The organism is Pantoea sp. SIMBA_079 (genome assembly GCF_046940275.1).
Lineage (GTDB): Bacteria > Pseudomonadota > Gammaproteobacteria > Enterobacterales > Enterobacteriaceae > Pantoea > Pantoea borealis.
Map to the genome: position 1 here is coordinate 399,823 of NZ_JAWRYR010000001.1, position 25,550 is coordinate 425,372.

Sequence of the window (25,550 nt, forward strand, 5' to 3'; positions counted from 1 at the left end):
TTTTTTTATGCCCGGAGCAAACCAATGGCAGATGTTACTGCAAACGTTGTTGTCTCGATGCCCTCACAGTTATTCACAGCATCGCGATCATTTAAAGCGCTGGCAAACGGCCGCATTTATATTGGCAAAATTGACACTGATCCAACATTGCCCACCAATCAGGTGCAGGCATACCTGCAAAATGAGTCTGGAGATTTAACGCCTCTCCCGCAACCAATCGTTATTAACGCGGCAGGCTTTCCAGTTTTTAACGGCCAGGTTGCCAAGATTGTTACGGCAGAGGGCCACAGCATGGCTGTCTACGATGCATATGGTAGCCTTGAACATTATTTCCCCAGCGTTCTTAAATACGACCCAGATCTGCTGAGAAAAGATTTGAATCTACCTTCAGGTGCAGGACTTATTGGATTTGATGCAGCCCAGCCTTATCCGTCCGGCACTATTGGTAGTGCTATTAAAAACAACCGTAAAATCGGGGTTTCGCCGGAGGAGTACGGTGGAGACATTCAAGCCGCCGCCAACGCAGCTGTAGAGCTGTCTCTCCCGCTGATATCCGGCCGAAAAGACTATGAGGTCCAAAACGCTTTAACACTGCCCAGCGGGCTTACGTGGATTTCAGCTGGAACGCGTATCAAGATGATGCGTGCTGGCTCTGGAGGAACGAACCCTTTAGATTCGGGAATTGTCCCGCAAAATAATACGCGCATTATTGGCCGGGTATATATCTATCTGGTTGACTCTCCTGGAGCAGCAGCATTTCGCGCTCATCTTCTGCTTGGCAACTGGACAACTGGAGCTGGCGTCAATAACTTCACATTCGATGAGCTTGTACTTGAAGGTGGCCATAGCAATATTAACGGCGTTGCCATCGCTGGTGACTCTTACAATATTCGCGGAAACAGAATCGATGCCGGCACATCAACTGTAATTGGCCGCGCCCTGATGACTCACTGGGGTAACTTTGCAGAGCATTATCTTAGCGGCGGCACATATCGGCATGCATCAGGCGCAGGTCCTACGACACATCCTCATGATATTCATGTAAAGGAAGTTGTTGGGAACCTAACAGCAAGCATTGGCGACTTTATGGCTTTAGTTGGCATATCGGCAGGATATGACACGACAGTCGATAGGATTGCGGGCTCTGTTATTAATAACGGAGCTGGAACGGCACAGTTACTGCTGCTCACTGGCGGTGATATGGGGCTGGCATATGCACCATCTGATATAAGAGCCGCAGGCATGAGAAATCTTGTGTTTGGAACTGTTGAAGGCTCAACAAACAAGATTGGTATCTCTCGCATTGGCCGAGCGCTGTATTGGGATAAAGATAGCACCCCGCAGACAGTAGAAAATTACTATGTGAAAATTAGCGAAACCGTTGCAAATGCCAACCTCAAAAGCACAAGTAACAATACTATTCACCAGGCTATAGGCGGAAGCAATTTTGGCGGGAGGTGTTGCTATGGAAATGTTGTTACTGATGGGTTTGTGAATTCATTTTCTCCAGGTAACTATGATACAGGTGGGATTATTGACCTTCTTGTCTCAAACAATAATCAATTTAATGCTGTGCTTTATGCAGGGGCCGGTGCGGACTCTACTATATATCCTACAGGAATGAGGATAAACAAACTTGTTATCAACGGGACCGGGGCGCAGGGTGCAGAAGCTCTTAATTATCACGGAGTACGTACTCAGTCATGTGTCGGACTTTTCATCGGTTCGCTTGATGCAATATCGCTTCACCCCATTGGCTATGCTGTCCTTTTTAACACGTTGTCGACAGGCGTTTACATTGATGCCATAAAGGTATTCCCTGCATATAATCGCGGCGCTGCAGCACTAAACCAAATGACAACCCCTACTGATTGTAATGTTGGTCAGGTGTATGGCACCGATCCGCTGACTGCAATTTCTGGGGGCATAACCTACAAGCCGTTTGGTCGGTTCAGGGAGTTTCAGTATCCAGCGGCCAACTCGCTACCGATAGGCGTGAACGTAGTAGTAGGAGATCGCTTTGTGGCAACTTCCGGGTCGACTGGGCAAGCGGCACTGTCAGTTATTACCGGCGCCGGCACGACGGGCTCAGGGGCTACAGCGAAAACATTACTCACCTTTTGAATATATGGGCGCGAAAGCGCCCATCCTTTCCTTACTTCCTTTCAAATATATCGCCGCCAAACTGGAATCCCCACACGACAGATTTCTTCAGTGTGTAATTTTCCTTGAGGTAGGCGCAAACATCATTCATGCCTGCAGGATTCTGGCAAAGGTTGTTGCCGGTCATTACGAATCTTGGATTTTCCCTCATTTTATCCATGATATAACTCTCTTCGCCGGCACCCATAATTTGGGTTCTATGCGTCATCCAGATGTACTTATCGAAGGGTTGCATGTCAGAGAGGTAATAAAGAACGTGAGATGCTCTCACTGACAAAACCTTTTCATCTCCCACCAGGGCGTGCAGGGATTTAAAGTCATCCTCTTTTTTGCTTGTGTATGACGCCTCAAGCCTTTCGTGAAGGTTGAAAAGCTTAATCGTCAGATCCTTGTAGTAGATATTAAAAGGAAGCGCTGAGAGCGCAATGATTGCTATTGCGTTCTTTCCCGCAGCTACAGCGAAAAGGCAGCAGGGGATAAGGAAAATCGCCGAATAGTGCATAAACGGCTTTCCGGCAATAATCACGCACATGATGCATGAGACCATACATAAGACAGCTGCGATCAGTTCGCGGCGAGATTTGATGCTCGAAAATTTATCCATGAGGTAAAGCGCAGGGCAGAGTAGCACGCTGGCTATTACTGGCAGGAAAAAAATTAAAGTTTCACTATGGCTTATGCCGCCATCGCCATATGCAGAAAGGAATGTTATCTGTGGTCTCAGATATCCATCCATGACGCCTACAGTCATCTGCAGGGGAGCGAAAACAACAATAAGTCCGATAGCCACCCCAGCAGCGTAGGTTGCTGTTCGGCGCAGGGTTGATTTTATGTCACTGCAAAGCAGCAGAAAGATGGTAGGGAGAGACAGTGCTACTCCAACCATATAATTGATGTTGACTGCAAAGATGGCGAGCATTCCTGAAATTGCGACAGGCTTTGCTCTACTTGGCCTCATAAGGATAAGCAGCGACGCCAGGGCGAGCGAGGAATACAAAATCTCGGTGTTGCCAGAAAAGTCTACGAAAGGAAATGAAAAAAATATTATCGCTAACGCAATCCCCGCAACATTCCTGAAGCTTCTATAGCAATAGAATGAAACGATTGCCGCCGATACTATATAGAATAGCAGGGAAATTGCTGCAAAAAATCCTATCTTAAATGGGTATATCAGGGAGAATGCCGCATAGATATAGTAAAGGAATGCCGGCTTATGGTCGAAGGCATAACTATATGGCATTTGACCATGTTCAATCATTCCATCGGCGATGATTTTATATATCACTGAATCATGGTTAGTGAATGCGTGACCGAAGTAAAAGCTAGCAGCGAAGGCGATAATCGCTGCGAATATTAGTTCTCTGGCAACCCAGCCATATTTTTTTATCACTTCTTGGATCCCTTAATCAGGTAGCGCGGCCTTCCTTTAGACTCTATGTAAATCCGACCGATATACTCCCCCAGCACGCCTATGCCTATCAGCTGCACGCCACCGAGGAACAATATAGATACGATAATAGATGGATACCCCCTTACAGGGTTACCAAATACGAGTGTGTCGAAGATCATCCATGTGCCGTAAAGGAACGAGGCTGCAGCGACGAACAATCCAATATAGGTCCACATGCGCAATGGGAAGGTCGAGAAGCTGGTAATGCCCTCCAGCGCCAGATTCCAAAGCTTCCAGCCATTAAACTTTGACGTGCCGGCAATGCGTTCCGCACGTGTGTACTCGACCACATCAACTCGACCGCCTACCCAAGACAGGACGCCCTTCATGAACAGGTTACGCTCCGGAAGCAACTTGATGTGCTCCACTGTTTCGCGCGACATGAGACGGAAGTCGCCGACATTCTCTTCGATAGTGGGTGAGCTGATTTTGTTGTGCAGGCGATAGAACCATTCAGCCGTTTTGCGCTTAAGGTGTCCGTCAGTGCTGCGATCTGCACGCTTGGCCAGTACCACATCAGCCCCTGCCTGCCAGCGCTCAATAAGCTGCGGAATGACATTGATCGGATCTTGCAGGTCAACATCGATTGGCACTACTGCATCACCGGTAGCGTGCTCAAGACCTGCGAAAAGCGCGGGCTCTTTGCCAAAGTTGCGGGTAAATGACACTGCTTTAACTAGCGGATCTGACACTGACAGAGCATTGATTATCTCTTCAGTGGCATCCTTGCTACCGTCGTTGATGAACACAATCTCTACCTCATGCGCGGTAAGTTCCCGGCGCACTTCCTGATAGAAAATTGGTATTGCTTCCTCTTCGTTGTAAACGGGAACCACTAAAGATATTTTCATTTTTCTTCCCTGAAAACGATGTACCGTGAATAGATAAAGCCACAGAAAAGGCTTATTGCGGAGAATGCTACCAGAGTAACCAGCGGTGCTAATCCCGACCTGTCAGCCGCCCAGCCAACAGCTGAAGCCAGAGATCCCATAAAGGCGACATAAATCATGTAGCGAAGAGTGGTTGTCTCAGAGTTAAACGTCCAGCGCGCGTTTGCAAAGAACGAAAATGTTACTGCAACGCAAAATGCGCCAAAGTTGGCGAGTGACTGAGTGGCATCTGAGGTGCAAATTATCAGATAAAATACGGCCCAATGAATAGCAGTGTTCAGTACGCCAACACTGACATAACGCGAGAATAGTTTGAGCATAAGGTTTAGCTTAAGTTAAGAATTTACCGATCTTATACATCGTGAAACAGACTGCAACCCTTTAAGAAAAATCGCATAAAAAAGCCCCGGCGTTGGGGCAATCCTGAACCGCGCCGATCTGAGCAGGCTGCGGGGTGGGAGCCTAAACAGTAACCATTCACACCAGTTGTAGCAAATAAATATCCATACCAGCCAACAGGTTCGCAAAAGATACGCCGGACGCATCTTGATCAGATCCACCGATCGATAATACTGTATCTATATACAGTTATTATCAGAGGAGGATTTGACCATGCCACGCGAGTACCAGATTAAAAAAGCATTCATCAGTTCCATCAAGCGCGAGCCATCAGGCCGCAGTACCGTTACCACTGCTGACTTCGTAGAGGAGCTGGAGCGCGTTAACTGGCAATTTACGCTCAAGCAGGCCAACGACTGGATAAGTAGCCACACGACCACCTTCCGCGACGCCTCAACGCAGGAGGGCGAGAATATGACGTGGTTCCGGTTCAACCCTAACGGTGGCCTCTGATGGGATTTCCTTCACCGGCACAGGACTACATAGAGCCGCGGCTCAGCCTCAACTCAGTATTCATCCCTAATCCAGCCACAACGTTCCGGGTCGATATCCCTGACGGCTTCCTGCTGGTTGACTCAGCTGCGAAGGTGAAACCCGGCAGCAGGATTGCGTATCAGTGGAATGGCTATTCGGGGTTGGGGAAGATGTACCTCAACAGCCTGGTGACGGAAGAGGGTGAGGTTATAGAAGGTGATCCGCTAAACGATGTCATTGTGCTGGGTAAAGTGACGTGCGAGGTAAGGCATGTGTATGACGATTACAGGGTGCCATAAATCAGTTCTTTTCTGGTAGCACACATGTAGCACAAAAAAATACCGCAAAGCACCTCATATTCACCCGGCGGGTAACACGTGCCTTGCGGTATACCTTTGATAAAACGTGAATCAACCTAAAACAACTCACATACTAAAAACTGCCAAGTGATATTATGAATATGCAGGTTTAGTTGTTTTAAGTGTTTGATTTTAAAGTGTTTTTTTGCTGTGCGGATTTAATGTGGGACACTGATGTGGCATATCCGGACTTCAGCTTTCTACCGGGTTGCAGCTTATAAAAGGCACATATGCGCCTGAATATATCAGGCGTGATTAAGAAATGGATAGGATGACAAATTACGTCAGATTTCCAGAGGGTTAATAAAAAGCGGCGCAGTGACGCGAGAAGATGTTATTCACGTTATCGGCCTGGAATAGAAAGATGGCGGGCATAGTTATATTAACGCTTTTATGCACTGCATATGGCGCGTTTAAGAGCAGATAATTGATTTAGTTTTACTGGAGATGCCGGGAACAAAAAGCCCTGGTTAAAGATCAGCAATAGCTGATAAGACCATAGGTGCTCATTGGCAGCTCAGGCAAAATAATCTCTGGCATGCATTCGCCGGATAAAAGCTCCTGCATCAAAAATGAACAAATTTGCATTAGAGAGGCAACCATAAAGGGCAGCGCAAAGGATATCTGTCATCAGTCAGCAAACGCCGTTGCTGACTAACTTGCCTGATAGCGGCAGCGCTGCTGAATAGTGTCGCTTTAGTGAGGCGCATCTCAAAACCCGCCGGTAAGCGGGTTTTCAGGCTTCGCGATTATGCAGCCATCTGGCGGCACAGTTCCGCGCAGTGATGGCAGGCTTTCGCGCATGCCTGGCAGTGATCGTGCTGGTGCTGACCACACTCATCGCCGCATTTCTGGCAAATCTCTGCACAAAGCTGGCAGAGTGCGGGCGCAAACTCACTCTTCAGCGTCATAAACTGTGCGGCGAGACGGCAGATATTCGCACACTGCATATCCATCCGGATACACTCCCGCATCATCTCCGGATTTTCCTCTTCAAGACATGAAACGGCACAGTTATCACAGGCGGCTGCACAGAGGTAGCAGGCTTCAATGCACTGTTTGTATTGATCCAACATATCTTCTCCTCGGTTAGGGTTACCTGATAAGCCTGGAAAAAATCCCCAATTATGCAAATTGTGAATATGTTAATAACGTTTTCAGCACGGCGCTCATTTTGTGACTGGCACGCGCGCCGAAGAGTAAGCCGCGCGAACATTCATCAATTTGCGCCTGTAATTCACTCAATTTGTCTTATCTGCACAGGCTTTACAAAAACATCAGGCGTATTTGCTTGATCGTTTACGGGAACTGCTATTACTGTATTTATATACAGTAATCATTTTGAGACCATGGATATGGAGCTTTTACACCCGGCGGACATCCGCGCCATCCTTGAATTACCGCTTTATGTCAGCCGCGTTCCCTGCGGTTTTCCGTCGCCGGCTCAGGACTACGTTGAGCAGCGAATCGACCTGAACAGGTTGCTTGTACAGCATCCCAGCGCGACATATTTCATTAAGGTCAGCGGTGACTCAATGATTGAAGGGGGCATCAACGACGGCGATATGCTGGTGGTAGACAGCTCGCTCAAAGCCGGACACGGTGATGTGGTAGTCGCTTCAGTCTGTGGCGAATTTACAGTTAAACAGCTTATGCTGCGCCCGTTTCTGCATCTCAGGCCCATGAATGCGGCGCATGCGATCATTGCAATTGAGGACGCCGATCAGTTTGAAATTTTTGGTGTGGTCAGACATGCCATTAAGACGATAGGCCCCTAGATGTTCGCGCTGGTGGACGTTAACGCGTTCTATGCGTCGTGTGAAAAGATATTCCGGCCGGATCTGAAAGGCGAGCCGGTTGTGGTGCTGAGTAACAACGATGGCTGCGTGATCGCCCGGTCGGCTGAGGCCAGAAAGCTGGGTATCAAAATGGGCGCGCCCTATTTCAAAATGAAAGATGAACTGATGCGTCACAATGTGCGGGTGTTCAGCTCTAATTATGCGCTTTATGCCGATATGAGTGACCGGGTGATGACCACGCTGGAGGAGATGGCGACAGCCGTTGAAATCTACTCGATTGATGAAGCATTTATGGATCTGACCGGGATGCAGCGCTACACATCGCTGGAAACCTATGGCAGAGCGATCCAGCAGCGGATATACCAGGAGATGCACCTGCTCACAGGGGTGGGTATTGCTCAGACTAAAACGCTGGCAAAACTGGCTAACTATGCAGCTAAAAAATGGACCAAAACCGGCGGGGTGGTGGATCTGTCAGATGCAGAACGGCAGCGCAGACTCATGGCACTGGTGCCGGTAGAAGAAGTATGGGGAGTGGGCCGGCGTCTCAGTAAAAAGCTGAACGCGATGGGCGTGATCACGGCTAAAGATCTGGCTGATCAAAGCACCTGGGTTATCCGTAAGCACTTCAGCGTGGTGCTGGAACGCACGGTCAGAGAGCTGCGTGGTGAATCCTGCCTTGAGCTGGAAGCGTTAGCACCTGACAAACAGCAGATAGTGTGCTCACGCTCCTTTGGTTCACGCATTACTGAATATCGCGATATGCGCGAGGTAGTCTGCAATTTTGCAGTACGGGCCGCTGAAAAGCTCAGAGCAGAACGCCAATATTGCCGGCAGATAGCGGTGTTTATCCGCACCAGTCCGCACGCCGACGATGAGGTATTTTACGGCAATCAGGCGCTGGGCAGGCTGGCTATCCCGACTCACGACAGCCGGGATATTATCCGCGTGGCGACAGACGCGCTGGATCGTATCTGGCTCGAGGGCCGGAGATATATGAAAGCGGGCGTCATGCTGGGCGATTTTTTTAGCCAGGGCGTGGCGCAGCTTAACCTGTTTGATGAGTTCCAGCCGCGCGCAAACAGCGCAGCCCTGATGCAGGTAATGGATAAGGTCAACCAGGAAGGCAGGGGGCAACTGTGGTTTGCAGGGCAGGGGATCGCGAAACCCTGGGCGATGAAGCAGGAAATGTTGTCCCCGTCTTACACGACGCGTTACGCCGATTTACCGGTCGCGAAATAACGTCCCTGTTTCAATTACCCGGCTTTGACATTCAGTTACCCATATCTTCAGGCGTACGCTGGATCACAATTTCCAGCGCATTGCGGTAGATATCCTGTTTCACAATATCCTGTTCCGCTTCAAGCCGCATGATCAGGGCCAGAATGATATCTTTGTTCGTCACGCGGATCTTGCGTGTGGTCAGTTCAAGCCGGATTTCAGAGATGATCACACGTTCACTCAGATACTGTTCACCGGTAGTTTTAAAGTAGTCGCTGAGCTGAGACTCCGGGGTAGCAAGCTGTTTCATATTAAGCCTCACAAAAAGAGAAATCACACATGTTATTGTCTGGCGGTCACAAAAGCGTATGCCCTCCGCGCTGCAATAAACTTATACAAGATTCCCGTAGTTGTACAACTCGCTCAGCGCTCTTTTGTGTGGTCGTACGTGTAAATGATATGCATCAAAATAGGCGCGCTATTTTTTGGATCGATCATTTCCTTTATAAGCAGGACGTTAGTGCAGCGCGGAACAAAGCGCATAATCTTCACACGAACCGCGCTGAAAGAGAAATTTTGTGCGCGGTTAATCCGGCAGAGGCCGGGAGCGGATTTTCACCCATTTTATTTTGCTAAACGCAGCGCGAAATCTGTAAGTCAGGCTACTTTTAATGCTCAGACCAATAATCAACAGAGGTGCGCATGCACTCACAACAGGTCAGTATCAATCTGTACGCTTTGGCGATTCGTAAACTTGCTGCCGCTCACCAGACAGGAAAAGATCTTAGCGACGTAAAACACCAGGTCGATGCGGTTATTCAGACTATGAAAGAGGGGATGACCGTTGATAAAACGGAGCAAATCGAGATGTGGGGTGAGCTGCTGGCGGTCCTTGATAACTGTAGCCGCAATACGGCTCATCCTTCATGGATCACCGTTATCAATCACGCGCGTTATCGGGTAAAGAGCAGAAAAAACACTGCAGTACAGTATTACCGGCAAATCAGCGCCTGATAAAACACTGCCGATCGTGACGATCGGCAATAATTTTTCAGCCTGATATCAGGGCTCATCAATACGGGAAACTTTCAGGTGCGCACTGTTGCCTTTGCCATAGACTTTACCGCTGACGCGGATTTTGTCGGTGGCATCATAGGTTTTACCTTTAAAGGTCTCAGCAGGTGCATCAATACGCACGGTGCCTGAGCTGTCGCGGAACTGATAGCTGTTATCACCGATCTTTTTGAGGATGTACCCTTCAAGGGTTACGTATCCGCCCTGACGGAAATCGCGGATCAGCGACACGCGCGTCTGACCGGTATCTTCTGATCCTTTATAGCCTGCATCTTCTTTATGCTGCGGCGGCGGCGTTTCACCCGCTTCAAATCCCCCTTTTTCAGCGTAAGCGCCAAAGCTCAGACACAGCATCACAGCAGCCCATGTAATTTTATTCATGTCACTCTCCTTGAAGTCAATCGACCCGTTAAGCATGGCACAGGTTTCGCCGGGGAGCAGGGGGAGAGCAAAATTAATAGAGCGTCTGAACAAAAGGTATACAGAAGAAGAAAGGAGGCATCGCGTGGGTACATTTGTACAGCAATAAAAAAGCCAGCACCCGGTCTGGCTTTTTTATTGCGCTGAGCAGCCGTCTGGTTATGTGCAGACAGTCAGGGCAGCGAAAGCCGGCCACTGATAACCCGATAGCCTGATCCGGCAAAGGCGTCAGCATCAAGCGGCTCTTTTTTGCCTGGGCCAAACCATCGCGGGTTGTGCTCTCCCGCGTAATACCACACTTCCGGTTCCGTTGTGGCTGATTCCACCCAGTAATAGCCTTCCTGCATCGTCTTATCCTCCTGCGAGGACTATAGTTCAGCTGCGCTACGCTTAACAGCACTGCGCGCCATTCTCTACAGAAAAATGTGCCGTCAGTGCTCTTCAGGAGGCGTCAGTTTCTCGCTGAGAAGCACAAAGCCCGCGGATTTAAAGCGCGCCAGAGAGAGAGGTATTGGCTCCATGGGCCGGTAAAAGCCGCGCCCCGCATCCCAGAACCAGACCTCTGGCTCAGTTGTTCTGCTACCCACCCAGTAAAAACCCGTTTCCATTAGTGCTCTCCAGAAATGAATGAAGGCACGCCTTCTTAAATTTCCGCAAAATGATGTATCAGGTAAAGTCGATAATCAATCTTGTTTACCGCTTCGCTTATTTTACAACTTACCTTGTGAGGTGCCGAATATCCTCTGGCTATGCACAACATACGTATCTGCATTAACCAGAATACGGCTCCTGTTCATTATCAGTCTGAATTTCATTACCAGGTGCAGCACAGCAGAAGCCTGTTATCCGGGGGTTAACGGTCAGCCTGCCTGCGCTTTCCGATTAACAGCAATGCCGTGCCAGACAGGCTTCGGCTTTCACTGCCAGGTTTACATTTAACGGCCGAAATCGATTTCACACTTTACACGGAGTCAGGCTAAGTTGTACAGCTCATCAAAGTTGTACAGGTTTGCGCTGATTGTATAGAAGCGTCTGGTGTTTTAATTCCCGTAACGAAAAGGCGTTGCGTTTTGCTTTAATTTTAAACAAAAGAGAAGGCTCAGGGCTGATTAAGCTGATGATAGGCGAGACAAAATCGGGAGCACTGAAATTATGCGCGTTTGAAATAAAAAGTACGATCTCATCTGACCGCACAAATTGATAAAGCGCAACTTATACGAATGGAGAAATCATGTATAACTTCAGGTGTTATGTATGGCGTTATCAGGCGCCTTTTTATCTGACTGGCCAGGCCCGCTCGGGACTGAAACAGTAAATGAGTTTTACAGCTGTATAATTAACCGCGTAATACGCTGCTGAGTAATAGAAAACAAAACTCCATAGATGAATATAATTCATAGCAGATTTACAGCTGAATATGATTATCCTCTTTTCATGAAAAACAAAATCTATTTCATACAAAGTTGTCAGGACAATGAACCCGGTATTCCTGTCGTTTTTCTGAAACAAAGAGCGCGTTAATAACCAGATTTATTTCCGCATTCTGAACTGGCTGCCAGCAAAACAGGCGCGGGACGGTAACCGGTAATGGCAGCCTGATCGTTTGCTGTTGCTATCGGGAGTCGCTCCGCTTTACCGCGAACAGAATGACAGCTGCTACACTTACAGATGCCGTGAACAGCGGCGGTAAATGTCAGTGCTGAAACAGAGGCGAGCAGGCTTATGAAAGATGGATATTACTGGGTGAAAGATGGTGAGCGCTACCCGGAGGTATGGTTCTATCAGCGGCAGTTTGGCTGGTTTCGTCCCTGCAGCGCGGTTCCAATGACGCAGCGCACCTTTGAAATGATGAAGTATGTCATCCTCAGCGAGCGGCTTGATGCGCCTGCAAAGCAGCTGCAGGCGCAGTAAATCGTAGTCAGAGATGCGCTTCTGACGGATGCTATCTGATTTCAGGCCATGCGATTGACGGAAATGCATTCAGCATTGGCCGCGCAAAAAGATAGCCCTGAAACTGATTAATACCGGCTGCTTCAAGCCACATCCACTCTTCTGCTTTTTCAACGCCTTCGGCCACTACGGCAATTTCCAGTGAAGCGCAGCATTTAATAATCGCATGCACAATTGCCTGCTTCGGGCCGCTTTTATGAACGTCACTGATAATTTCACGATCGATTTTTATTTTATCGGGCTGAAATTTTGCCAGCAGAGAGAGTCCGGCAAAGCCGGCACCAAAATCATCCAGCGCCAGACTGATACCGGCAGCCTTTAACTTCCGGACTTCCGCTGTAAATTCATCGGCGCGTGAAATGATTTCATTCTCTGTGACTTCCACCACGATTTGCTCAGGAATGAGACCGCTGGCGTGGATCTCTGCAAGCAAAAAATCTACCGCATGGGGTACGGTCACCAGAGACATCGGCAGCAGATTAATAGTGAGTGTATGCTGCCCCAGCCCGAGCTTGCTGGCGAGATTGAATGCCAGGCTTTTTGACTGAATATCGGCCCGATAAACCGCATCACCACCAAAGGCGGCGAAATACTCTTCCGGCGCACCGCCGGAAGGCGTGCGGATCAGCGCTTCATAGGCAGCAATGCGCCGTGAAAAGGGATCCACAATAGGCTGGAAAGCAAAGCGGCAATCCTGAATGAAATGCTGAAAATCATTCAGCTCGCGGCGTGCTGTATCATCTTCGACAAACTCCCACGTGTTCGCCGGGGGGATTTCAAAATAGTTCTCTTTTTCACGCGCCTCAACAAAGGTGCGCAAAAACTGCAGTGCACGATCGTCGTAGGTCAGCTGATGGCGTGACGTACCTTTATCAAGTACGGCCTGCAGCACGCTGCTTCTGGCGTGCTGACGCAGATCAAACAGCTCCATACCGGTATTACCAAAGCGGCGCGCCGGCGCAAAATCATGCATCAGCTCTACCAGGTTGTGATGACGTGCATCCTGACGAATACGCTCATAGATATGCCTGACAGCGCGATCCGGTCCTTCCAGAAGCTGAAAGAAATGCCGGCCATCAAATAATAAAATGCCGGTTATGTCCGACAGCGCATTTTTGGTGTTTGCGCGGGCCACAATATCTTCAAGAACCCTGACGGGAACATGTTCATCAAGATGGCTGCGGTAAAGAATAGTGGTCAGCATGCAATTGTCCTGCCGGAACGTTATTTAAGCCTCTACATTAACCGTCGAACCGGCAAAGATGTCCAGCCCGGAGAGGCTAAATCAGCATAAAGTTTACCTATTTATCTGATAAGCGCGGCGGCATAACAGGCGTCAATTCAATTTATCAATCGGACGAAATGAATATGCACTAAAGATAAATATTTTCGATTGAATAGATTAACGAAATGCGTATCTTAAACGGCGTTAGCCGGAGGAATAAAATGTTACGCGATTACTTAAAACTGGATGCAGAAGATCGTCTGATTGAGCAGGATACACAGGCTGCGAGGCAGGATCGGGAAGCCACTACCCGCTGGCAGATCACAGACAGCCAGGGCAGGGCAAAAGGAAGCGTCGTGCTGAGCGACAGATTTACTACCCGCCGCTCATGGAATGTGAACTACCGTATTACGCAGACGGATGCATCAGGCCGGGTTGTTATCGATCGCCTGACCGACGTTCTGTAACAGGTAAATACCCTATGCCACACCCGCCCCGTGCGGGTTTTTACCGATCGTCAGCGCGGTAACGCCGGCGCTGCTCAGCCAGCACGCCGATAATCTGCACATCATGTCTGTCCGTGCGCAGCACAGGATAATCTTCATTAACCGGTCGCAATAAAAAATGCTCTTCGTTCTGAGAAGGAGAGTGCACCCGTAACATTCTGACCAGCGCCTGCCCGGCATACAGCGCCAGCACAACCTCACCGGGTGCTGCAGATCGCTGTGGTTCAAATATCAGCAAATCGCCGGGCAGAAAGGCTGGCTGCATGGAATGATCGTTCAGCTGAACGGCGACGGCACTGTCGCTTACCGCACTGTCACAGTAGAGGAAGCGATCCGCTTCCCGCTGCAGCTGCAGGCGGGTCTCATCCAGCCACCCGGTGACCTGCTGCAGCGTCAGCAGCGGCACAGCCCGCACGCTGCTGTGGCTGCTGACGACCGCAAACGGTTCCCCCTCACCATCAAACAGCCATGCCGCCGGGCACTGTAGCAGCTCTGCCAGCCGGAGCAGGTGTTCGCCGCGCGGCAGCGTCTCATTTTTTTCCCATTGTGAAATGGCTACGTGCGACACCCCGACGTCTGCCGCCAGCTGCTGCTGGGTGAGTTTCAGTATTTTACGGCGAGCGCGAATACGCTGGCCTGGCGTTTCCTGATTCTGCATCTTGACAACTCCTGAAAGATTTACTTAAGTATACTTAAATTAATTGATTAAAGTAAACTTAAAATACACTGACCATATGACTGGCAAGGGGAGGTCAGTGTATTCCGGGCGGAGCCCTTGCCAGTACTGAGAGGTAAGGCATGGAGAGTAGTATGATCACCAGCGTTGGCGCACTGCTTCTCGGCGGTGGTGCAGCCGCGGTGTTCTGGAAACCATTACTGGCCGGCATAGCAACCATCGTAACCAGCAATCGTGCAGGCGGAGAGATTATCACCAGTTACAAAGAGCAGGTGATGTTACTGAAAGAGAGTCATGCGCTGATGCGGCAGGAGAACGATGAGTTGCGCATTCGCCACGATCGCAATCTGCGCCGCATCTCTTCACTGGAGACCGATCTGCGCCTGATAAAAAATGCGCTGGGCATTTTGCTGGCCACAACGGAAACCGATCACAGCGATAAACTTCGCACTCAGATCAATCAACTGATAACCACGCTTGAGGAGAATCGTGATGGTGCAGATAAACAGTGAATTTACGATAAGAAACCACCGGCGTCAGCTACTGCTGGGAGGAATGATGCTGCTGTTATCGCTGATATGCATCGGTATGACCGCCATGTTTATCTACGTCAGCAATGAGGCTAACCAGCGCGTCGAAAATATCCGGGAAGAGTACCGGCAAATCTCTGACCGGCGCGAAGCGCGGGTGGCTGAACTGACGGAGCAGCTGGCAGAACTGCAGCTAAAAATTGACGGAATAGTGGTGCGGGAAAAGGCCAGACCGGCTAAACGCAGCAGCTAGCAGCAGGGAGGCGCTGATGAGTATTACCAGTCAGATCGCGGTATGGCTACGGCAGCGGCGATCGTTAACCCGGAAGAAGGAGAGTACCATGAGTGAACAACAGAGCATTAACCCGGCAGCAGCAGCGGAGCCGCACGATGTGTCCCCGCTGGAGAGTTTTGCCAACGAAACGGCACCGGCCAGTTCTGCTGCGCCAGCGTTAACGGAGGGGAGCGTAGCGGGCGCAGAAGTCACCGCGACAACAGAGGAGAGAGTACCGGCTGATACAGCGGCGCAGCCAGCAGCAGACGATCCGCTGGCGACAACACCGGCCAGCACGGACGCTGCTCCGGCGGTATTACCGGCCCAAGACGCTGTGGAGAAAACGTCACCGGCCGCAGCGGCACTGGATGCCGGGGTAAAGGATTTTGTGCAGGCATTTACGTTTGTTGAACATGGCGTGAGCCAGCTGGGGGAAGCAGCCAAAGCGGAACTGATAACGCTGGCGCGAAAATACCTGTGATGTACAGCCATCTATACTGACAGGGATGTCAGCTTCAGCCGTTCACAGACTTCCGATTATTCTTAGTGCGGCTTCGCTATTATCGACTATCTTTAATCACTCAGACGTTATTTTAACTGGCAAAACAAGCAAAAAGGAAAATAGCATGAGCGATTCAGAAGCGATTAAAACCAAACCTGAGTACCTGCGCGATGTTACCTCACAGCTTAAAGAGATGCGTCACTATGCGCAAACCAACACTGAAACGCTCTCTGCACACTGGCTGGCGTTTGATGCCGGTGAGTACAAAGACAAAGAGTACGCAGGACGTTTTGAGCAGCTGATTAACGAGCAGGGTAAACTGCTGGAGAATATTGATCAGACAATTCAGGATTTAGAGATTGCGGTTAACCATATTGAGCAGGAGAGCTAACCGCATACGGCAGGGTGGCCTAGTCGGCCACCAGCCACATATCCGCCTCATCGAACATCTCTTCGACAATGCGCGCAACGGTCGCTTTATCGTTTTTGCTTAAATCGGTTTCGATCCCGTTGCGCTCCATCGGTTTTACCCGTACTTCAGCCTCCGGAAACACACGCTGCACCCGCTTTTCGAGCTCAGCCTGAATCATTTCGCGCGCGCCGGGCAGGCCTGCGACGTTGCGTTTGTCGTAAATCAGCTCTACAAACATCAGAACCATCCATCAAATAAGGTCAGGGCATCATATTACTGTAAATAAAAACAGTAGCAAGGGGCGCAGGCGGCACAGAAGGGAAAAAAGTGTACGCACCGGTGAATCAGGAAGGGTTGCCGGAAAAAGCAGGGAAAAAAATGAACCTCTGGAAGTGGAAAACCAGCACCACTTCCAGAGGTGGCGCACACGCACCATTCGTTAAGGGACAATCCTTGACGGTTGTCATGGTGCGTAACTTATACAAAAATATTACTTTGTACAACTATATTTTCTCTGTTGTACAACTTTGCGCGCTGCCGTGCAGTGCTACAGCTCATTCTTTATACAAAACTCTTCCCACGTCATACCCAGCGCCTCAGCGTGCGTCTTCAGATAAGCTTCAATCGCCTCTGCGGCGACCGCCTTATCCGGCTCGGCGAGCTGAATAGAGAACAGAATACCATCCAGTTTTTTCTGGCGGATAAAAGCCGCATAGATACGTTCGGCATGCCAGTCGCGCAGTTCACGCAGTGACATATTCGCCGCGCGGGCGTCGCTTTCGCTCAGCTCATCCAGCGCGGCCTGAAAGGTAGGGTGGGCGGTAAAAAACAGGCTGCGTGCCAGGCTATAGTACTCTTCAGGGGTTTTCATGCTCTATTCCGGGTCATTAACTCGGCGCATAGTGTAACGGTAACCTGGCGCGTTGTCAGGCGCGCCGGGTTTTGCTGCAGACCGCTTGCCTTACGCCTGAGAAAAATTATACCGTAGCCGCCATTAACGCGAGGACAGGGAATCAAAATGAAAAAGTGGATCGTGCTGGCCGCCGTCGCGCTCAGCGGGTGTGCGCAGATTAACAGCTACAGTGATGCGGTAAAAACCCCGGCACCGGCCGCGCTGCAGGGCAACTGGCAGACCGCCGGGCCGCAAAGCAAGCTTATCAGCGGCCAGGCGCTGGGCAGCCTGATTATCACCGCCGACGGCGACACGCTGGATTGCCGCCAGTGGCAGCGGGTGATTGCCAAACCGGGCAAGCTGACCCGTCTGAGCGACAACTGGGTCAACGTCAATCGCCAGTCGCGCGTGATGCCGCTGGTGCTGGAAAACGGTGAATTGCAGTATGATGGTCTGCGCCTGCGTAAAGTGGAACAGCCCACCGTGGAGTGCCAGCAGGCGCTGGAAGAGGTAGCGAAGCGGCCCGATGAGGCGGTGATTCAGGATATTGAGCCAGAGCTGATGAAACCGGTCGCGGCACACACCGTGCAGTAACGCAGTAAGAGACCCTCTCCCGGCGGGAGAGGGCAGGCATTTAGCTCTGCGGCAGCCAGACGTCGCCCTGCTGGCCATAAGCACGCATGACCGATTTCTGTACTGAGGACTGACTGACCAGCCGCGTCAGCTCATCCATCCGCGCCTGCAGCAGACGCTTCACTTCGCTCTCATTGTCCAGAATATGGCGCAACACCGGACGCAGCTGCTCCTGCAGCTGACCTGACGGCGGCGTGGTTTCCGTACTCTGCGCCAGACGCTCCACCGCACTGACGTAATCCATTTCGTGAGTAATCAAATCATCCCACTCGCCGCGGCTGGCGTGGCGCAGCATGCCGTGGCTGAGGGTGAGGATCTGCTGATAAGCCAGCATCAGGTGCGGTGCAGTAGTCATAACATAGCGTCCTAAAGAGTTAAGATTAAGCGACTTCTTTCCAGGCGTCAGCGATATTGCGCAGCAGCGTTTCAACCTCTTCCAGCGCTGCCACGTCATTGCTGATGTTCGCCTCAACCAGACGGCGGACCATATAGGAGTAAAGGCCGATAAGGTTCAGCGTCAGCTCATCGCCCGACGCCTCATCCAGACCCTGTTTCAGGCCGGCCTCAATAATATTGATCGCTTTTGAGATGGCGCTGCCTTTGCTCTGAATATTATTGTCTTGTATAAACAAGCGCGCGCGCACCACGGCGCTGACGGCGCCATCAAACAGCAGCGTCATCAGCTGCGGTGAGGTGGCGCTCATTACGGCGCTCTCAACGCCAATTTTTGCATAGGCCTGCGTGCCATTTGCCCCGTACATGGTCACTCCTTATTTGTTCGAGCTGCTGGTCATGTTGTCAAACTGCTGCGTCAGATAATCGCTGGTGCTGTTGAGCTTGCTGACGGCGAGATCCAGCTGGGTAAACTGGGTTTTATAACGCGCAATTTGATCGTTGATGCGCGTGTTCATGTCGTTATATTTCTGCGTCAGCTCATTCAGCGTTTTGCTGACGCCATCTTTGGCGGTCTGGATCGGCCCTTTACTTGAGAGCCAGGTCGTAAGGTTATCGGCCAGTCGCGTGGTGATGCCGGTTTTTTTGCCGTCGCCGACAATCATCTCTTTAATACCGTCCGGATCTTTCGCCAGCTCGGTTTTCAGCTTGCTGTCATCCAGCGTGAGCTTGCCGGAGGTGGGATCGGAGGTAATACCAATCTGCGCCAGCGTTTTATAGGCGGAGGAGCTGGCGGAGTTGGTCAGCAGCCCCTTGATCTGCGTCTGAATGCTGCGCAGGGTGCTGTCGCCAACCAGCGCGCCGTTGCTGCCGTCCTGCGCGTCGGCCCCTTTTTCCACCGCGGTGTATTTAGTCAGCGTACTGAACTGATCGAGCAGCGTGTTATAGGCCTTAACAAAGTTGCTCAGCGCAGTGGTGGCTTTGGACGTGTCCTGCGCCACGGTCAGCGTCTGGCTGCCGCTGGTGGTCGCGGTCAGGTTCAGGGTGATCCCCTCCAGCGCGTCGCTGATGCTGTTGCTGCTATTGACGATCGGAATATTGTTCACGGTGAGCTCTGCGTTCTGCGCCGCGACGCTGACGCTGAGCTTGTTGTTCGCTGCGATATCATTTTGATCAAAGCCGACCACTGCCTGCAGCGTGTCGTCGCCGCTGACGCTGACCGCGGTGACGGCGTTCGCCTCACCGGTTTTGGTCGCGGTCAGCGACAGGCGGTACTCACCCTCATTGCTCTTAATAATGCTGGCAGAGACGCCGGCGTTCGCTTTATTGATCGCATCGCGCATGCCGGTGAGCGAGGTCTGGTCGCTGGTGAGCGCAATATCTTTGCTGCTGCCGTCGGCAAGCTTGATGGTCAGGGTGCGGCTGGCGGCGCTGTCGCCGAGCGCGCTGCTGTTGCTGCTCTGCGCCTCCGAGGTCAGCGTCTGCGCCTGCGCCAGCTGCGTCACGTTAATACTGTATTTACCCGCCACCACGCTGCCGGAAGTCGTGGCACTGAACGCCGTACTGCTGCTGGTTGCAGTGGTGGCGCTAAAGACATCGGCGCTGTTGAGCGCGCTGTTAGCGGTCTGAAATGCGGTCAGCGCGCCTGAGAGCGCGCCGTAGGCGCTGAGTTTCGCGGTATAGGCGCTCTGCTGGGTGCTAATCGGCTTTAAGCTCGCTTTTTCGGCGTTAGTTAAGCTATCGAGAATATCGCCAAGCTTCAGGCCTGAGCCGACGCCGAGAGAAGAGATACTGGCCATATGGTGTCCTTTTCCTGTCGCTGCAAAGAGTGAATAGCGCAATTATCGGCGTCAACGCGACAAAGTTTAGAATTAATAACCGATGAGTAATAAACGGAATAGAGGGGCGTAAAGGAGGTAATTCGGGCGCTAAAAAAAAGGTTAAGCGGGGCTAAAGAAGCGCAAACGGGTGGCGATAACCAGAAGCATGGCAGGTGAAGCGAAAAAAATTCACCCGGTCCTAAAAAAAATCTAAAGGTTGTTCAGGGGCAGACGATAACAACTTTGACGGCGATGAAGCCGACGGGTTGAAGCCCACACCTTAACCGAAAGACTTGATTAAACAGGAATCTTTATCATGGCCCAGGTCATTAACACTAACAGCCTCTCGCTGATCACTCAGAACAACATCAACAAAAACCAGTCTGCTCTCTCTTCTTCTATGGAGCGTCTGTCATCTGGTCTGCGTATCAACAGCGCGAAAGATGACGCAGCAGGCCAGGCTATCGCTAACCGTTTCACGTCTAACATTAAAGGTTTGACGCAGGCAGCCCGCAACGCCAACGACGGTATCTCAGCTGCGCAGACCACTGAAGGCGCGCTGTCTGAAATCAACAACAACTTACAGCGTATCCGTGAGCTGACCGTACAGTCGCAGAACGGTACCAACTCCGATTCTGATCAGGCATCCATCCAGGACGAAATCAAATCCCGTCTGGATGAGATTGACCGCGTATCGGGCCAGACTACCTTCAACGGCGTAAACGTGCTGGCAAAAGATGGCAGCATGAAAATTCAGGTTGGCGCTAACGATGGTGAGACCATCTCTGTTGACCTGAAAAAAATTGACTCTTCTACTCTGAACCTCTCAGGTTTCAGCGTTAAAAATAACGATGCTGTTAAAACCAGCGCAGCAATCACTACCGTTGGCGGAACTACTACTACTAACGCTATTAACTTTAGTGCAACCACATTGTCTACTGCTGCTGCTACAGATACTGGTAGCACCAACCCAGCCATTGAAGGCGTTTATAAAGATACCGGCGGCAACTACTTTGCCAAAGTTGAGAATGGTGATAACCCGGGATATTACGCAGTTACTGTTGCAAATACTGGTGCTGTCACCATGGCTACAGGCGCAACTAAAGAAGCAGCTACTCCTACTGGCCTTACTAAAGAAACGACCATTACTTCAACCTCAGCTGGGCAAACAGTTGATATTGGTACTGACACAGCAACCGCTTCTCTGGGTGCGGTTAGCCTGGTCAAGCTGCAGGATGCAAACGGTAAAGATACCAGCACCTACGCTCTGAAAGATGCGGCTGGCAAACTGTATGCAGCGGATGTGGATGAAGCGACTGGCGATGTTAAAGCCAAAACGGTAGCAAGCTATACCGATGCAGATGGAAAAGTTGTCGCTGATTCAGTGGTTAAACTGGGCGGAGATGATGGTAAAACGGAAGTTGTCACTGATGTAGCTTCCGGAAAAACCTATAACGCTTCTGAGCTGGAAGGTGCAAACCTGTCAAGCAAAGACAATACTGTCGAGGCGGTAGCTGACGGAAAAACCACCGATCCGTTGAAAGCGCTGGATGCGGCAATTGCTTCCGTGGACAAATTCCGTTCAAGTCTGGGTGCGGTGCAGAACCGTCTGGCCTCTGCTATCACCAACCTGAACAACACCACTACTAACCTGACCTCAGCTCAGTCCCGTATCCAGGATGCGGACTACGCAACTGAAGTGTCAAACATGTCTAAAGCGCAGATCGTTCAGCAGGCGGGTAACTCCGTGCTGGCGAAAGCGAACCAGGTTCCACAGCAGGTTCTCTCTCTGCTGCAGGGCTAATCGCTCACTGCATAAGCGTCAAAACCCCGCTCCGGCGGGGTTTTTTTTTGCGTATAAAACCGCAGCTGTCTGCTACAGCCTGCCGCCACGCGGCCGATAATCTGTTACAGAACCATTCCGCTATAGGTCACGTTTTCCACTCAGGGAGGGGCGATGCGCTTCAACTACGATCTGTTACCGGGTGAGCTGCTCTCGTTTGATGAGATCGCGCTGCGTTACGCGCAGCAGCATCCCGGCGAAAAGGCGCTCACTGCACGCGGCCTGCTGAGCCCCTCGGCGAGCTATCGCCATCTGGTGATCCGCGCGCTGTTTGCGCAGCAGGAGCTGAACAGCCCGCTCGAGGAGCTGCTGTTTATCAGCGATGACAACGAGCGCAAAAACTATCTGCGCCGCTTTGAGCACTACCTGAAGACGCAGCAGGCGTTTCTCTATTTTCGCCGCAGCGACGACGCCAGCCAGGCGGGACGCTGGAAAGTCATGGGCGAGAGCCGGGTCTATGCGATGCTCGATCCGCACTCGGCGGCGGCGCAGAACCTGCTCACCAGCCGGGGCTACCGGCTGGTGCTGATGCGTCAGCAGGAGGAGGAGGCGTACTGGCAGCTGTTTGACGCGCAGGCGCACCCCTGTTTTCCGCTGTCGCGCGCCGTGCAGTTTATCGTGGTGCTGAGTACGCCGCAGCAGCCGGCGCCTGCCGCGGTGATGCCCGGCACCGAAGTCGGGCGGCGGGTGAAAACCCGCGTGCTGCAGCACGCCAGCCAGGCGGCGTTTCTGGCGGCGGTGAAAGCGCGCTACGGCGCCTGCGTCATCACCGGCACGCCGCTTACCGAACCGCACGGCTGGCCGTGGGTGGAGGCGTGCCATATCAACACCGACGAGAGCGAGGCGGGGCTGCTGGCGGATAACAGCGTCGACAATGGCCTGTTTTTACGCAGCGATCTGCAGCGCCTGTTCCGCAATAAACTGATTAGCATTGATGGTGAAACCGGGCAGGTGATGCTCAGCGCGGCGCTGGAGAGTGAAGCGGAAGACGGCTTCGCTTATCAGCCGCTGGCGGGCAAAATATGCGCGCTGTGGTGCGCGGTGCCGCCTGCCACAAGGCAGCGCTTGCAGCAGCGCAACAGGTAACGTCCGCAACGGCGGTGTCCGTCACCGCCATCCATCACTAATTTGAAATAACCTCGCTTTTGCCCGCCTATTCTGCCAATCGAAACCGCTACAGAATTGGATAATCATGCCGATAACTTAATTAACGCAGGGTAGTCAACGTGAACGATCTCTATACCGCCGGCGGCGTGATGGATAAACATTCGCTCTGGCAGCGCTACGTTCCCCTCGTGCGGCATGAAGCGCTGCGTCTGCAGGTGCGCCTGCCGGCCAGCGTGGAGCTTGATGATCTGCTGCAGGCGGGGGGCATCGGGTTGCTGAATGCCGTGGAGCGCTACGACGCGCTGCAGGGCACCGCCTTTACCACCTATGCCGTGCAGCGTATTCGCGGCGCCATGCTGGACGAACTGCGCAGCCGCGACTGGGCGCCGCGCAGCGTGCGGCGCAACGCGCGTGAGGTAGCCGGTGCCATGCACCAGGTGGAGCAGGCGCTCGGACGCTCAGCCTCCGAGCAGGAGGTGGCGCAGCAGCTGAACGTGTCGCTGGAGGAGTACCGGCAGATCCTGCTGGATACCAATAATAGCCAGCTCTTCTCTTATGACGAGTATCGGGAAGAGCACGGTGACAGCGCGGAGCTGGTGACAGAGGGCCATGAAGAGGCAAACCCGCTGCATCAGCTGATGGAAGGGAATCTGCGTGAGCGCGTGATTGACGCAATCGAGGCGTTGCCCGAACGCGAAAAGCTCGTGCTCACACTGTACTACCAGGAAGAACTGAACCTGAAAGAGATTGGCGCGGTGCTGGAAGTGGGGGAATCCCGCGTCAGTCAGCTGCACAGTCAGGCGATCAAACGCCTGCGTGCCCGGTTAGCGGGAGCGCGCTGACAGACTCAGTCCTGGGGAAACAAAAATAAAAAAACCGGGGACTCAGCAATGGGAGCCAAAATTAAAGTCAGGCCGTTAAGTCGTTATCTTAAAGACTATAAACATAGCCAAAGCAACTGTTCACACTGTGGCAAGGTATTAGATCGTATGGCGCTGGTATTTCGTGGCCAGATCATTAATAAAGAGGCGATAGCCCGTATGGACCAGATGATTGACGATCAGGTCTGGATGAAGCTGCAGCCCGAACTGACAGCGCTATGCCGTTTCTGCAGCGATATTTTTTGTAATACCCATCCGAACTACTTCGACATCATGGCGTTTAAACAATATCTGTTTGAACAGACCGAGATGAACCACAGTACGATTCGGGAATATGTGGTGCGCCTGCGTCGACTTGATGACATGCTGAAAGCGAGAAATTTCCCGGCAGAAAATCTATCCGGCAATAGCTGGCATGAGTGTCTGCAGCACGATCTGCCCGATGCCGGTAATAACAACTACCGTATTGCACTGCGCAAATACGATCAGTTCCTCGGCTGGCAGCGCGGCTGATCAATAATTGATGTCCGTTGCGGTGATCTGTGCCGCAACGGGCAGCTGTTATCCCTCAATTCCGGATGCGCCTCATCGCATCTTCTGCAACACTACAGGGAAATCTGCATACTGCCCTGGAGGCTGCATTGTCCCTACATCTTCTGCATCAGTTCCCGCGTCTTGAGCTGCTTGGCGCACCCACACCGCTGGAGCATCTGCCGCGTCTTTCCGATTACCTTGGCCGCGATATTTTTATCAAACGTGATGACGTTACGCCGGTGGCGCTGGGCGGCAACAAACTGCGCAAGCTGGAGTTTCTGGCCGCAGACGCGCTGCGTCAGGGCGCGGATGTGCTGCTGACGGCGGGTGCGATTCAGTCCAACCACGTGCGCCAGACGGCCGCAGTGGCGGCGCGGCTCGGCCTGAAATGCGTGGCGCTGCTGGAAAACCCGATTGGCACCACGGCTGAAAATTATCTCTCTAATGGCAACCGCCTGCTGCTTGACCTGATGGATGTGGAGATTGAGAGTGTGGCAGCGCTGGATAATCCGCCGCAGCAGCTCAGTGACGCCGCAGAGCGTCTCGAAGCGCAGGGGTATCGCCCTTATATCGTGCCGGTTGGCGGCTCAAATGCGCTGGGTGCACTGGGCTATGTAGAGTGTGCCCAGGAGATTGCTCATCAGAGCGAGGGCGTAGTGGATTTCGCTGCGGTGGTGGTGGCCTCCGGCAGCGCCGGTACGCATGCCGGTTTGGCAGTAGGGCTGGAGCAACTCTTACCGGAAAGTGAGCTGGTTGGCGTGACAGTGTCACGCAGTGTGGCCGCGCAGCTGCCGGTGGTAGAGCGTCTGCGCAGCGCGCTGGCTGAGCAGCTTGAGCTGCAGCCGCGGGCGGCGATCACGCTCTGGGATGACTACTACGCGCCGCGCTATGGTGAACCTAACGAAGAGGGCATGGAAGCGGTGCGGCTGCTGGCACGGCTGGAGGGCATCATGCTGGATCCGGTCTATACCGGCAAAGCGATGGCCGGTCTGATTGACGGTATCAGCCAGAAGCGCTTCCGGCGTGAAGGGCCGCTGCTGTTTGTGCATACCGGCGGCGCACCGGCGTTATTTGCTTATCATCCTTCGGTATGAGACAGGCTGACGAAACGCTTTATAATCGC

General features: G+C 52.0%; 33 protein-coding genes. 18 read left to right on the forward strand and 15 right to left on the reverse strand.

Translation table 11 applies throughout. The features are described 5' to 3' along the window. Positions 1-24 precede the first annotated feature (24 nt). Positions 25-2,124, forward strand: a complete 2,100-nt coding sequence (locus SB719_RS01935; protein WP_412158837.1) for a phage head-binding domain-containing protein — start codon at positions 25-27, stop codon at positions 2,122-2,124. Positions 2,125-2,155: 31 nt separating this feature from the next. On the opposite strand, the gene SB719_RS01940 is transcribed toward SB719_RS01935, so the two are convergent. Genes SB719_RS01940 through SB719_RS01950 form a run of 3 tightly spaced genes read right to left on the reverse strand, consistent with a single transcriptional unit; the run spans position 2,156 to position 4,823 of the window. Next, positions 2,156-3,553 (reverse strand): hypothetical protein, encoded by a 1,398-nt coding sequence (locus SB719_RS01940; protein WP_412158838.1) that lies wholly within the window; start codon positions 3,551-3,553, stop codon positions 2,156-2,158. Then, entirely contained in the window at positions 3,550-4,464 is a 915-nt protein-coding gene (locus SB719_RS01945) for a glycosyltransferase family 2 protein (protein ID WP_412158839.1), read from the reverse strand. Before SB719_RS01945 ends, SB719_RS01940 begins: the two co-directional genes overlap by 4 nt. Further along, the gene (locus SB719_RS01950) at positions 4,461-4,823 is read right to left on the reverse strand and encodes a GtrA family protein (protein ID WP_412158840.1); all 363 of its coding nucleotides are present in this window, start codon (positions 4,821-4,823) and stop codon (positions 4,461-4,463) included. The genes SB719_RS01945 and SB719_RS01950 overlap by 4 nt, the downstream gene beginning before the upstream one ends. Positions 4,824-5,115: 292 nt before the next feature. On the opposite strand from SB719_RS01950, the gene SB719_RS01955 reads away from it, so the two are divergent. Continuing rightward, on the forward strand, positions 5,116-5,355 hold the full coding sequence (locus SB719_RS01955) for a DNA polymerase V (RefSeq protein ID WP_412158841.1): 240 nt from the start codon (positions 5,116-5,118) through the stop codon (positions 5,353-5,355). Next, entirely contained in the window at positions 5,355-5,675 is a 321-nt protein-coding gene (locus tag SB719_RS01960) for a phage repressor protein (RefSeq protein ID WP_412158842.1), read from the forward strand. The genes SB719_RS01955 and SB719_RS01960 overlap by 1 nt, the downstream gene beginning before the upstream one ends. Positions 5,676-6,484: 809 nt before the next feature. Here SB719_RS01960 and SB719_RS01965 read toward each other — a convergent pair. Further along, entirely contained in the window at positions 6,485-6,811 is a 327-nt protein-coding gene (locus SB719_RS01965; protein WP_292970859.1) for a four-helix bundle copper-binding protein, read from the reverse strand. 279 nt (positions 6,812-7,090) lie between these two features. Between SB719_RS01965 and umuD the strand changes: the two genes are divergently transcribed. Both umuD and umuC read left to right on the forward strand, forming a co-directional pair. After that, positions 7,091-7,513: a translesion error-prone DNA polymerase V autoproteolytic subunit gene (umuD, locus tag SB719_RS01970; RefSeq protein ID WP_065649029.1), complete on the forward strand. Its 423-nt coding sequence runs from the start codon at positions 7,091-7,093 to the stop codon at positions 7,511-7,513. Further along, on the forward strand, positions 7,514-8,776 hold the full coding sequence (umuC, locus tag SB719_RS01975; RefSeq protein WP_412158843.1) for a translesion error-prone DNA polymerase V subunit UmuC: 1,263 nt from the start codon (positions 7,514-7,516) through the stop codon (positions 8,774-8,776). 31 nt (positions 8,777-8,807) lie between these two features. Here umuC and SB719_RS01980 read toward each other — a convergent pair whose 3' ends face one another. Next, positions 8,808-9,065: a biofilm development regulator YmgB/AriR family protein gene (locus SB719_RS01980; protein ID WP_065649031.1), complete on the reverse strand. Its 258-nt coding sequence runs from the start codon at positions 9,063-9,065 to the stop codon at positions 8,808-8,810. 392 nt (positions 9,066-9,457) lie between these two features. Here SB719_RS01980 and SB719_RS01985 point away from each other — a divergent pair, with 392 nt between their 5' ends. Further along, positions 9,458-9,769, forward strand: coding sequence for a hypothetical protein (locus SB719_RS01985; RefSeq protein WP_304234757.1), 312 nt, complete (start codon positions 9,458-9,460; stop codon positions 9,767-9,769). Between the two features lie 48 nt (positions 9,770-9,817). On the opposite strand, the gene SB719_RS01990 is transcribed toward SB719_RS01985, so the two are convergent. The 3 genes from SB719_RS01990 to SB719_RS02000 all read right to left on the reverse strand — a co-directional run bounded on the left by SB719_RS01990 (position 9,818) and on the right by SB719_RS02000 (position 10,857). Continuing rightward, complete coding sequence (locus SB719_RS01990) at positions 9,818-10,210, reverse strand: YgiW/YdeI family stress tolerance OB fold protein (RefSeq protein ID WP_065649033.1); 393 nt, start codon at positions 10,208-10,210, stop codon at positions 9,818-9,820. Between the two features lie 212 nt (positions 10,211-10,422). Continuing rightward, a complete protein-coding gene (locus SB719_RS01995; RefSeq protein ID WP_167350670.1) occupies positions 10,423-10,596 on the reverse strand; it encodes a hypothetical protein in 174 nt (57 codons plus the stop codon). Between the two features lie 84 nt (positions 10,597-10,680). Then, positions 10,681-10,857, reverse strand: a complete 177-nt coding sequence (locus SB719_RS02000) for a hypothetical protein (protein WP_292970875.1) — start codon at positions 10,855-10,857, stop codon at positions 10,681-10,683. A 1,114-nt stretch (positions 10,858-11,971) separates the two neighbouring features. On the opposite strand from SB719_RS02000, the gene SB719_RS02005 reads away from it, so the two are divergent. Further along, the gene (locus SB719_RS02005; RefSeq protein WP_065649034.1) at positions 11,972-12,160 is read left to right on the forward strand and encodes a hypothetical protein; all 189 of its coding nucleotides are present in this window, start codon (positions 11,972-11,974) and stop codon (positions 12,158-12,160) included. 31 nt (positions 12,161-12,191) lie between these two features. Here the strand turns inward: SB719_RS02005 and SB719_RS02010 are convergent, their stop codons facing one another. Beyond that, positions 12,192-13,403 carry a diguanylate phosphodiesterase gene (locus SB719_RS02010; protein WP_292970878.1) on the reverse strand — a complete coding sequence of 404 codons (1,212 nt, stop codon included), beginning with the start codon at positions 13,401-13,403 and terminating at the stop codon, positions 12,192-12,194. 242 nt (positions 13,404-13,645) lie between these two features. Here SB719_RS02010 and SB719_RS02015 point away from each other — a divergent pair, with 242 nt between their 5' ends. Then, positions 13,646-13,891, forward strand: coding sequence for a hypothetical protein (locus tag SB719_RS02015; RefSeq protein WP_065649036.1), 246 nt, complete (start codon positions 13,646-13,648; stop codon positions 13,889-13,891). Between the two features lie 40 nt (positions 13,892-13,931). Here the strand turns inward: SB719_RS02015 and SB719_RS02020 are convergent, their stop codons facing one another. Beyond that, on the reverse strand, positions 13,932-14,588 hold the full coding sequence (locus SB719_RS02020) for a helix-turn-helix domain-containing protein (protein ID WP_293004542.1): 657 nt from the start codon (positions 14,586-14,588) through the stop codon (positions 13,932-13,934). Between the two features lie 140 nt (positions 14,589-14,728). On the opposite strand from SB719_RS02020, the gene SB719_RS02025 reads away from it, so the two are divergent. From SB719_RS02025 to SB719_RS02040, 4 genes are all read left to right on the forward strand, one after another. Beyond that, positions 14,729-15,118 (forward strand): hypothetical protein, encoded by a 390-nt coding sequence (locus SB719_RS02025; RefSeq protein ID WP_065649038.1) that lies wholly within the window; start codon positions 14,729-14,731, stop codon positions 15,116-15,118. Further along, the gene (locus tag SB719_RS02030) at positions 15,099-15,389 is read left to right on the forward strand and encodes a hypothetical protein (protein WP_065649039.1); all 291 of its coding nucleotides are present in this window, start codon (positions 15,099-15,101) and stop codon (positions 15,387-15,389) included. The genes SB719_RS02025 and SB719_RS02030 overlap by 20 nt, the downstream gene beginning before the upstream one ends. Before the next feature lie 88 nt (positions 15,390-15,477). Further along, positions 15,478-15,891: a hypothetical protein gene (locus tag SB719_RS02035; RefSeq protein ID WP_412158844.1), complete on the forward strand. Its 414-nt coding sequence runs from the start codon at positions 15,478-15,480 to the stop codon at positions 15,889-15,891. 145 nt (positions 15,892-16,036) lie between these two features. Further along, complete coding sequence (locus SB719_RS02040) at positions 16,037-16,303, forward strand: hypothetical protein (RefSeq protein WP_065649041.1); 267 nt, start codon at positions 16,037-16,039, stop codon at positions 16,301-16,303. A gap of 19 nt (positions 16,304-16,322) precedes the next feature. On the opposite strand, the gene SB719_RS02045 is transcribed toward SB719_RS02040, so the two are convergent. Beyond that, positions 16,323-16,562, reverse strand: coding sequence for a DinI-like family protein (locus SB719_RS02045; protein ID WP_065649042.1), 240 nt, complete (start codon positions 16,560-16,562; stop codon positions 16,323-16,325). A 309-nt stretch (positions 16,563-16,871) separates the two neighbouring features. Continuing rightward, complete coding sequence (locus SB719_RS02050; RefSeq protein ID WP_039385062.1) at positions 16,872-17,195, reverse strand: DUF6388 family protein; 324 nt, start codon at positions 17,193-17,195, stop codon at positions 16,872-16,874. 147 nt (positions 17,196-17,342) lie between these two features. Between SB719_RS02050 and yedD the strand changes: the two genes are divergently transcribed. After that, entirely contained in the window at positions 17,343-17,810 is a 468-nt protein-coding gene (gene yedD / locus SB719_RS02055) for a lipoprotein YedD (RefSeq protein ID WP_412158845.1), read from the forward strand. A gap of 40 nt (positions 17,811-17,850) precedes the next feature. On the opposite strand, the gene fliT is transcribed toward yedD, so the two are convergent. Genes fliT through fliD form a run of 3 tightly spaced genes read right to left on the reverse strand, consistent with a single transcriptional unit; the run spans position 17,851 to position 20,041 of the window. Further along, entirely contained in the window at positions 17,851-18,204 is a 354-nt protein-coding gene (fliT, locus tag SB719_RS02060) for a flagella biosynthesis regulatory protein FliT (RefSeq protein WP_065649044.1), read from the reverse strand. Positions 18,205-18,229: 25 nt separating this feature from the next. Continuing rightward, on the reverse strand, positions 18,230-18,610 hold the full coding sequence (gene fliS, locus SB719_RS02065; protein ID WP_412158846.1) for a flagellar export chaperone FliS: 381 nt from the start codon (positions 18,608-18,610) through the stop codon (positions 18,230-18,232). A 9-nt stretch (positions 18,611-18,619) separates the two neighbouring features. Further along, a complete protein-coding gene (gene fliD, locus SB719_RS02070; protein WP_412158847.1) occupies positions 18,620-20,041 on the reverse strand; it encodes a flagellar filament capping protein FliD in 1,422 nt (473 codons plus the stop codon). A 337-nt stretch (positions 20,042-20,378) separates the two neighbouring features. Between fliD and SB719_RS02075 the strand changes: the two genes are divergently transcribed. The 5 genes from SB719_RS02075 to SB719_RS02095 all read left to right on the forward strand — a co-directional run bounded on the left by SB719_RS02075 (position 20,379) and on the right by SB719_RS02095 (position 25,521). After that, on the forward strand, positions 20,379-21,866 hold the full coding sequence (locus tag SB719_RS02075; RefSeq protein WP_412158848.1) for a flagellin: 1,488 nt from the start codon (positions 20,379-20,381) through the stop codon (positions 21,864-21,866). A 153-nt stretch (positions 21,867-22,019) separates the two neighbouring features. Beyond that, positions 22,020-22,991, forward strand: coding sequence for an HNH endonuclease signature motif containing protein (locus SB719_RS02080; RefSeq protein WP_412158849.1), 972 nt, complete (start codon positions 22,020-22,022; stop codon positions 22,989-22,991). A 140-nt stretch (positions 22,992-23,131) separates the two neighbouring features. Continuing rightward, positions 23,132-23,854 (forward strand): RNA polymerase sigma factor FliA, encoded by a 723-nt coding sequence (locus SB719_RS02085; protein WP_039385048.1) that lies wholly within the window; start codon positions 23,132-23,134, stop codon positions 23,852-23,854. Positions 23,855-23,902: 48 nt separating this feature from the next. After that, a complete protein-coding gene (fliZ, locus tag SB719_RS02090; RefSeq protein WP_065649049.1) occupies positions 23,903-24,406 on the forward strand; it encodes a flagella biosynthesis regulatory protein FliZ in 504 nt (167 codons plus the stop codon). Between the two features lie 128 nt (positions 24,407-24,534). Continuing rightward, positions 24,535-25,521 carry a D-cysteine desulfhydrase gene (locus SB719_RS02095; RefSeq protein ID WP_314687421.1) on the forward strand — a complete coding sequence of 329 codons (987 nt, stop codon included), beginning with the start codon at positions 24,535-24,537 and terminating at the stop codon, positions 25,519-25,521. Positions 25,522-25,550: the final 29 nt, after the last annotated feature.

Excerpts from the sequence above, each read along its gene's own strand:
- SB719_RS01935 (WP_412158837.1), top strand. The coding sequence starts at position 25 with ATGGCAGATGTTACTGCAAACGTTGTTGTCTCGATGCCCTCACAGTTA.
- SB719_RS01945 (WP_412158839.1), bottom strand. The coding sequence starts at position 4,464 with ATGAAAATATCTTTAGTGGTTCCCGTTTACAACGAAGAGGAAGCAATA.
- SB719_RS01950 (WP_412158840.1), bottom strand. The coding sequence starts at position 4,823 with ATGCTCAAACTATTCTCGCGTTATGTCAGTGTTGGCGTACTGAACACT.
- SB719_RS01955 (WP_412158841.1), top strand. The coding sequence starts at position 5,116 with ATGCCACGCGAGTACCAGATTAAAAAAGCATTCATCAGTTCCATCAAG.
- SB719_RS01960 (WP_412158842.1), top strand. The coding sequence starts at position 5,355 with ATGGGATTTCCTTCACCGGCACAGGACTACATAGAGCCGCGGCTCAGC.
- SB719_RS01965 (WP_292970859.1), bottom strand. The coding sequence starts at position 6,811 with ATGTTGGATCAATACAAACAGTGCATTGAAGCCTGCTACCTCTGTGCA.
- umuD (WP_065649029.1), top strand. The coding sequence starts at position 7,091 with ATGGAGCTTTTACACCCGGCGGACATCCGCGCCATCCTTGAATTACCG.
- umuC (WP_412158843.1), top strand. The coding sequence starts at position 7,514 with ATGTTCGCGCTGGTGGACGTTAACGCGTTCTATGCGTCGTGTGAAAAG.
- SB719_RS01980 (WP_065649031.1), bottom strand. The coding sequence starts at position 9,065 with ATGAAACAGCTTGCTACCCCGGAGTCTCAGCTCAGCGACTACTTTAAA.
- SB719_RS01985 (WP_304234757.1), top strand. The coding sequence starts at position 9,458 with ATGCACTCACAACAGGTCAGTATCAATCTGTACGCTTTGGCGATTCGT.
- SB719_RS01990 (WP_065649033.1), bottom strand. The coding sequence starts at position 10,210 with ATGAATAAAATTACATGGGCTGCTGTGATGCTGTGTCTGAGCTTTGGC.
- SB719_RS01995 (WP_167350670.1), bottom strand. The coding sequence starts at position 10,596 with ATGCAGGAAGGCTATTACTGGGTGGAATCAGCCACAACGGAACCGGAA.
- SB719_RS02000 (WP_292970875.1), bottom strand. The coding sequence starts at position 10,857 with ATGGAAACGGGTTTTTACTGGGTGGGTAGCAGAACAACTGAGCCAGAG.
- SB719_RS02005 (WP_065649034.1), top strand. The coding sequence starts at position 11,972 with ATGAAAGATGGATATTACTGGGTGAAAGATGGTGAGCGCTACCCGGAG.
- SB719_RS02010 (WP_292970878.1), bottom strand. The coding sequence starts at position 13,403 with ATGCTGACCACTATTCTTTACCGCAGCCATCTTGATGAACATGTTCCC.
- SB719_RS02015 (WP_065649036.1), top strand. The coding sequence starts at position 13,646 with ATGTTACGCGATTACTTAAAACTGGATGCAGAAGATCGTCTGATTGAG.
- SB719_RS02020 (WP_293004542.1), bottom strand. The coding sequence starts at position 14,588 with ATGCAGAATCAGGAAACGCCAGGCCAGCGTATTCGCGCTCGCCGTAAA.
- SB719_RS02025 (WP_065649038.1), top strand. The coding sequence starts at position 14,729 with ATGGAGAGTAGTATGATCACCAGCGTTGGCGCACTGCTTCTCGGCGGT.
- SB719_RS02030 (WP_065649039.1), top strand. The coding sequence starts at position 15,099 with ATGGTGCAGATAAACAGTGAATTTACGATAAGAAACCACCGGCGTCAG.
- SB719_RS02035 (WP_412158844.1), top strand. The coding sequence starts at position 15,478 with ATGAGTGAACAACAGAGCATTAACCCGGCAGCAGCAGCGGAGCCGCAC.
- SB719_RS02040 (WP_065649041.1), top strand. The coding sequence starts at position 16,037 with ATGAGCGATTCAGAAGCGATTAAAACCAAACCTGAGTACCTGCGCGAT.
- SB719_RS02045 (WP_065649042.1), bottom strand. The coding sequence starts at position 16,562 with ATGTTTGTAGAGCTGATTTACGACAAACGCAACGTCGCAGGCCTGCCC.
- SB719_RS02050 (WP_039385062.1), bottom strand. The coding sequence starts at position 17,195 with ATGAAAACCCCTGAAGAGTACTATAGCCTGGCACGCAGCCTGTTTTTT.
- yedD (WP_412158845.1), top strand. The coding sequence starts at position 17,343 with ATGAAAAAGTGGATCGTGCTGGCCGCCGTCGCGCTCAGCGGGTGTGCG.
- fliT (WP_065649044.1), bottom strand. The coding sequence starts at position 18,204 with ATGACTACTGCACCGCACCTGATGCTGGCTTATCAGCAGATCCTCACC.
- fliS (WP_412158846.1), bottom strand. The coding sequence starts at position 18,610 with ATGTACGGGGCAAATGGCACGCAGGCCTATGCAAAAATTGGCGTTGAG.
- fliD (WP_412158847.1), bottom strand. The coding sequence starts at position 20,041 with ATGGCCAGTATCTCTTCTCTCGGCGTCGGCTCAGGCCTGAAGCTTGGC.
- SB719_RS02075 (WP_412158848.1), top strand. The coding sequence starts at position 20,379 with ATGGCCCAGGTCATTAACACTAACAGCCTCTCGCTGATCACTCAGAAC.
- SB719_RS02080 (WP_412158849.1), top strand. The coding sequence starts at position 22,020 with ATGCGCTTCAACTACGATCTGTTACCGGGTGAGCTGCTCTCGTTTGAT.
- fliZ (WP_065649049.1), top strand. The coding sequence starts at position 23,903 with ATGGGAGCCAAAATTAAAGTCAGGCCGTTAAGTCGTTATCTTAAAGAC.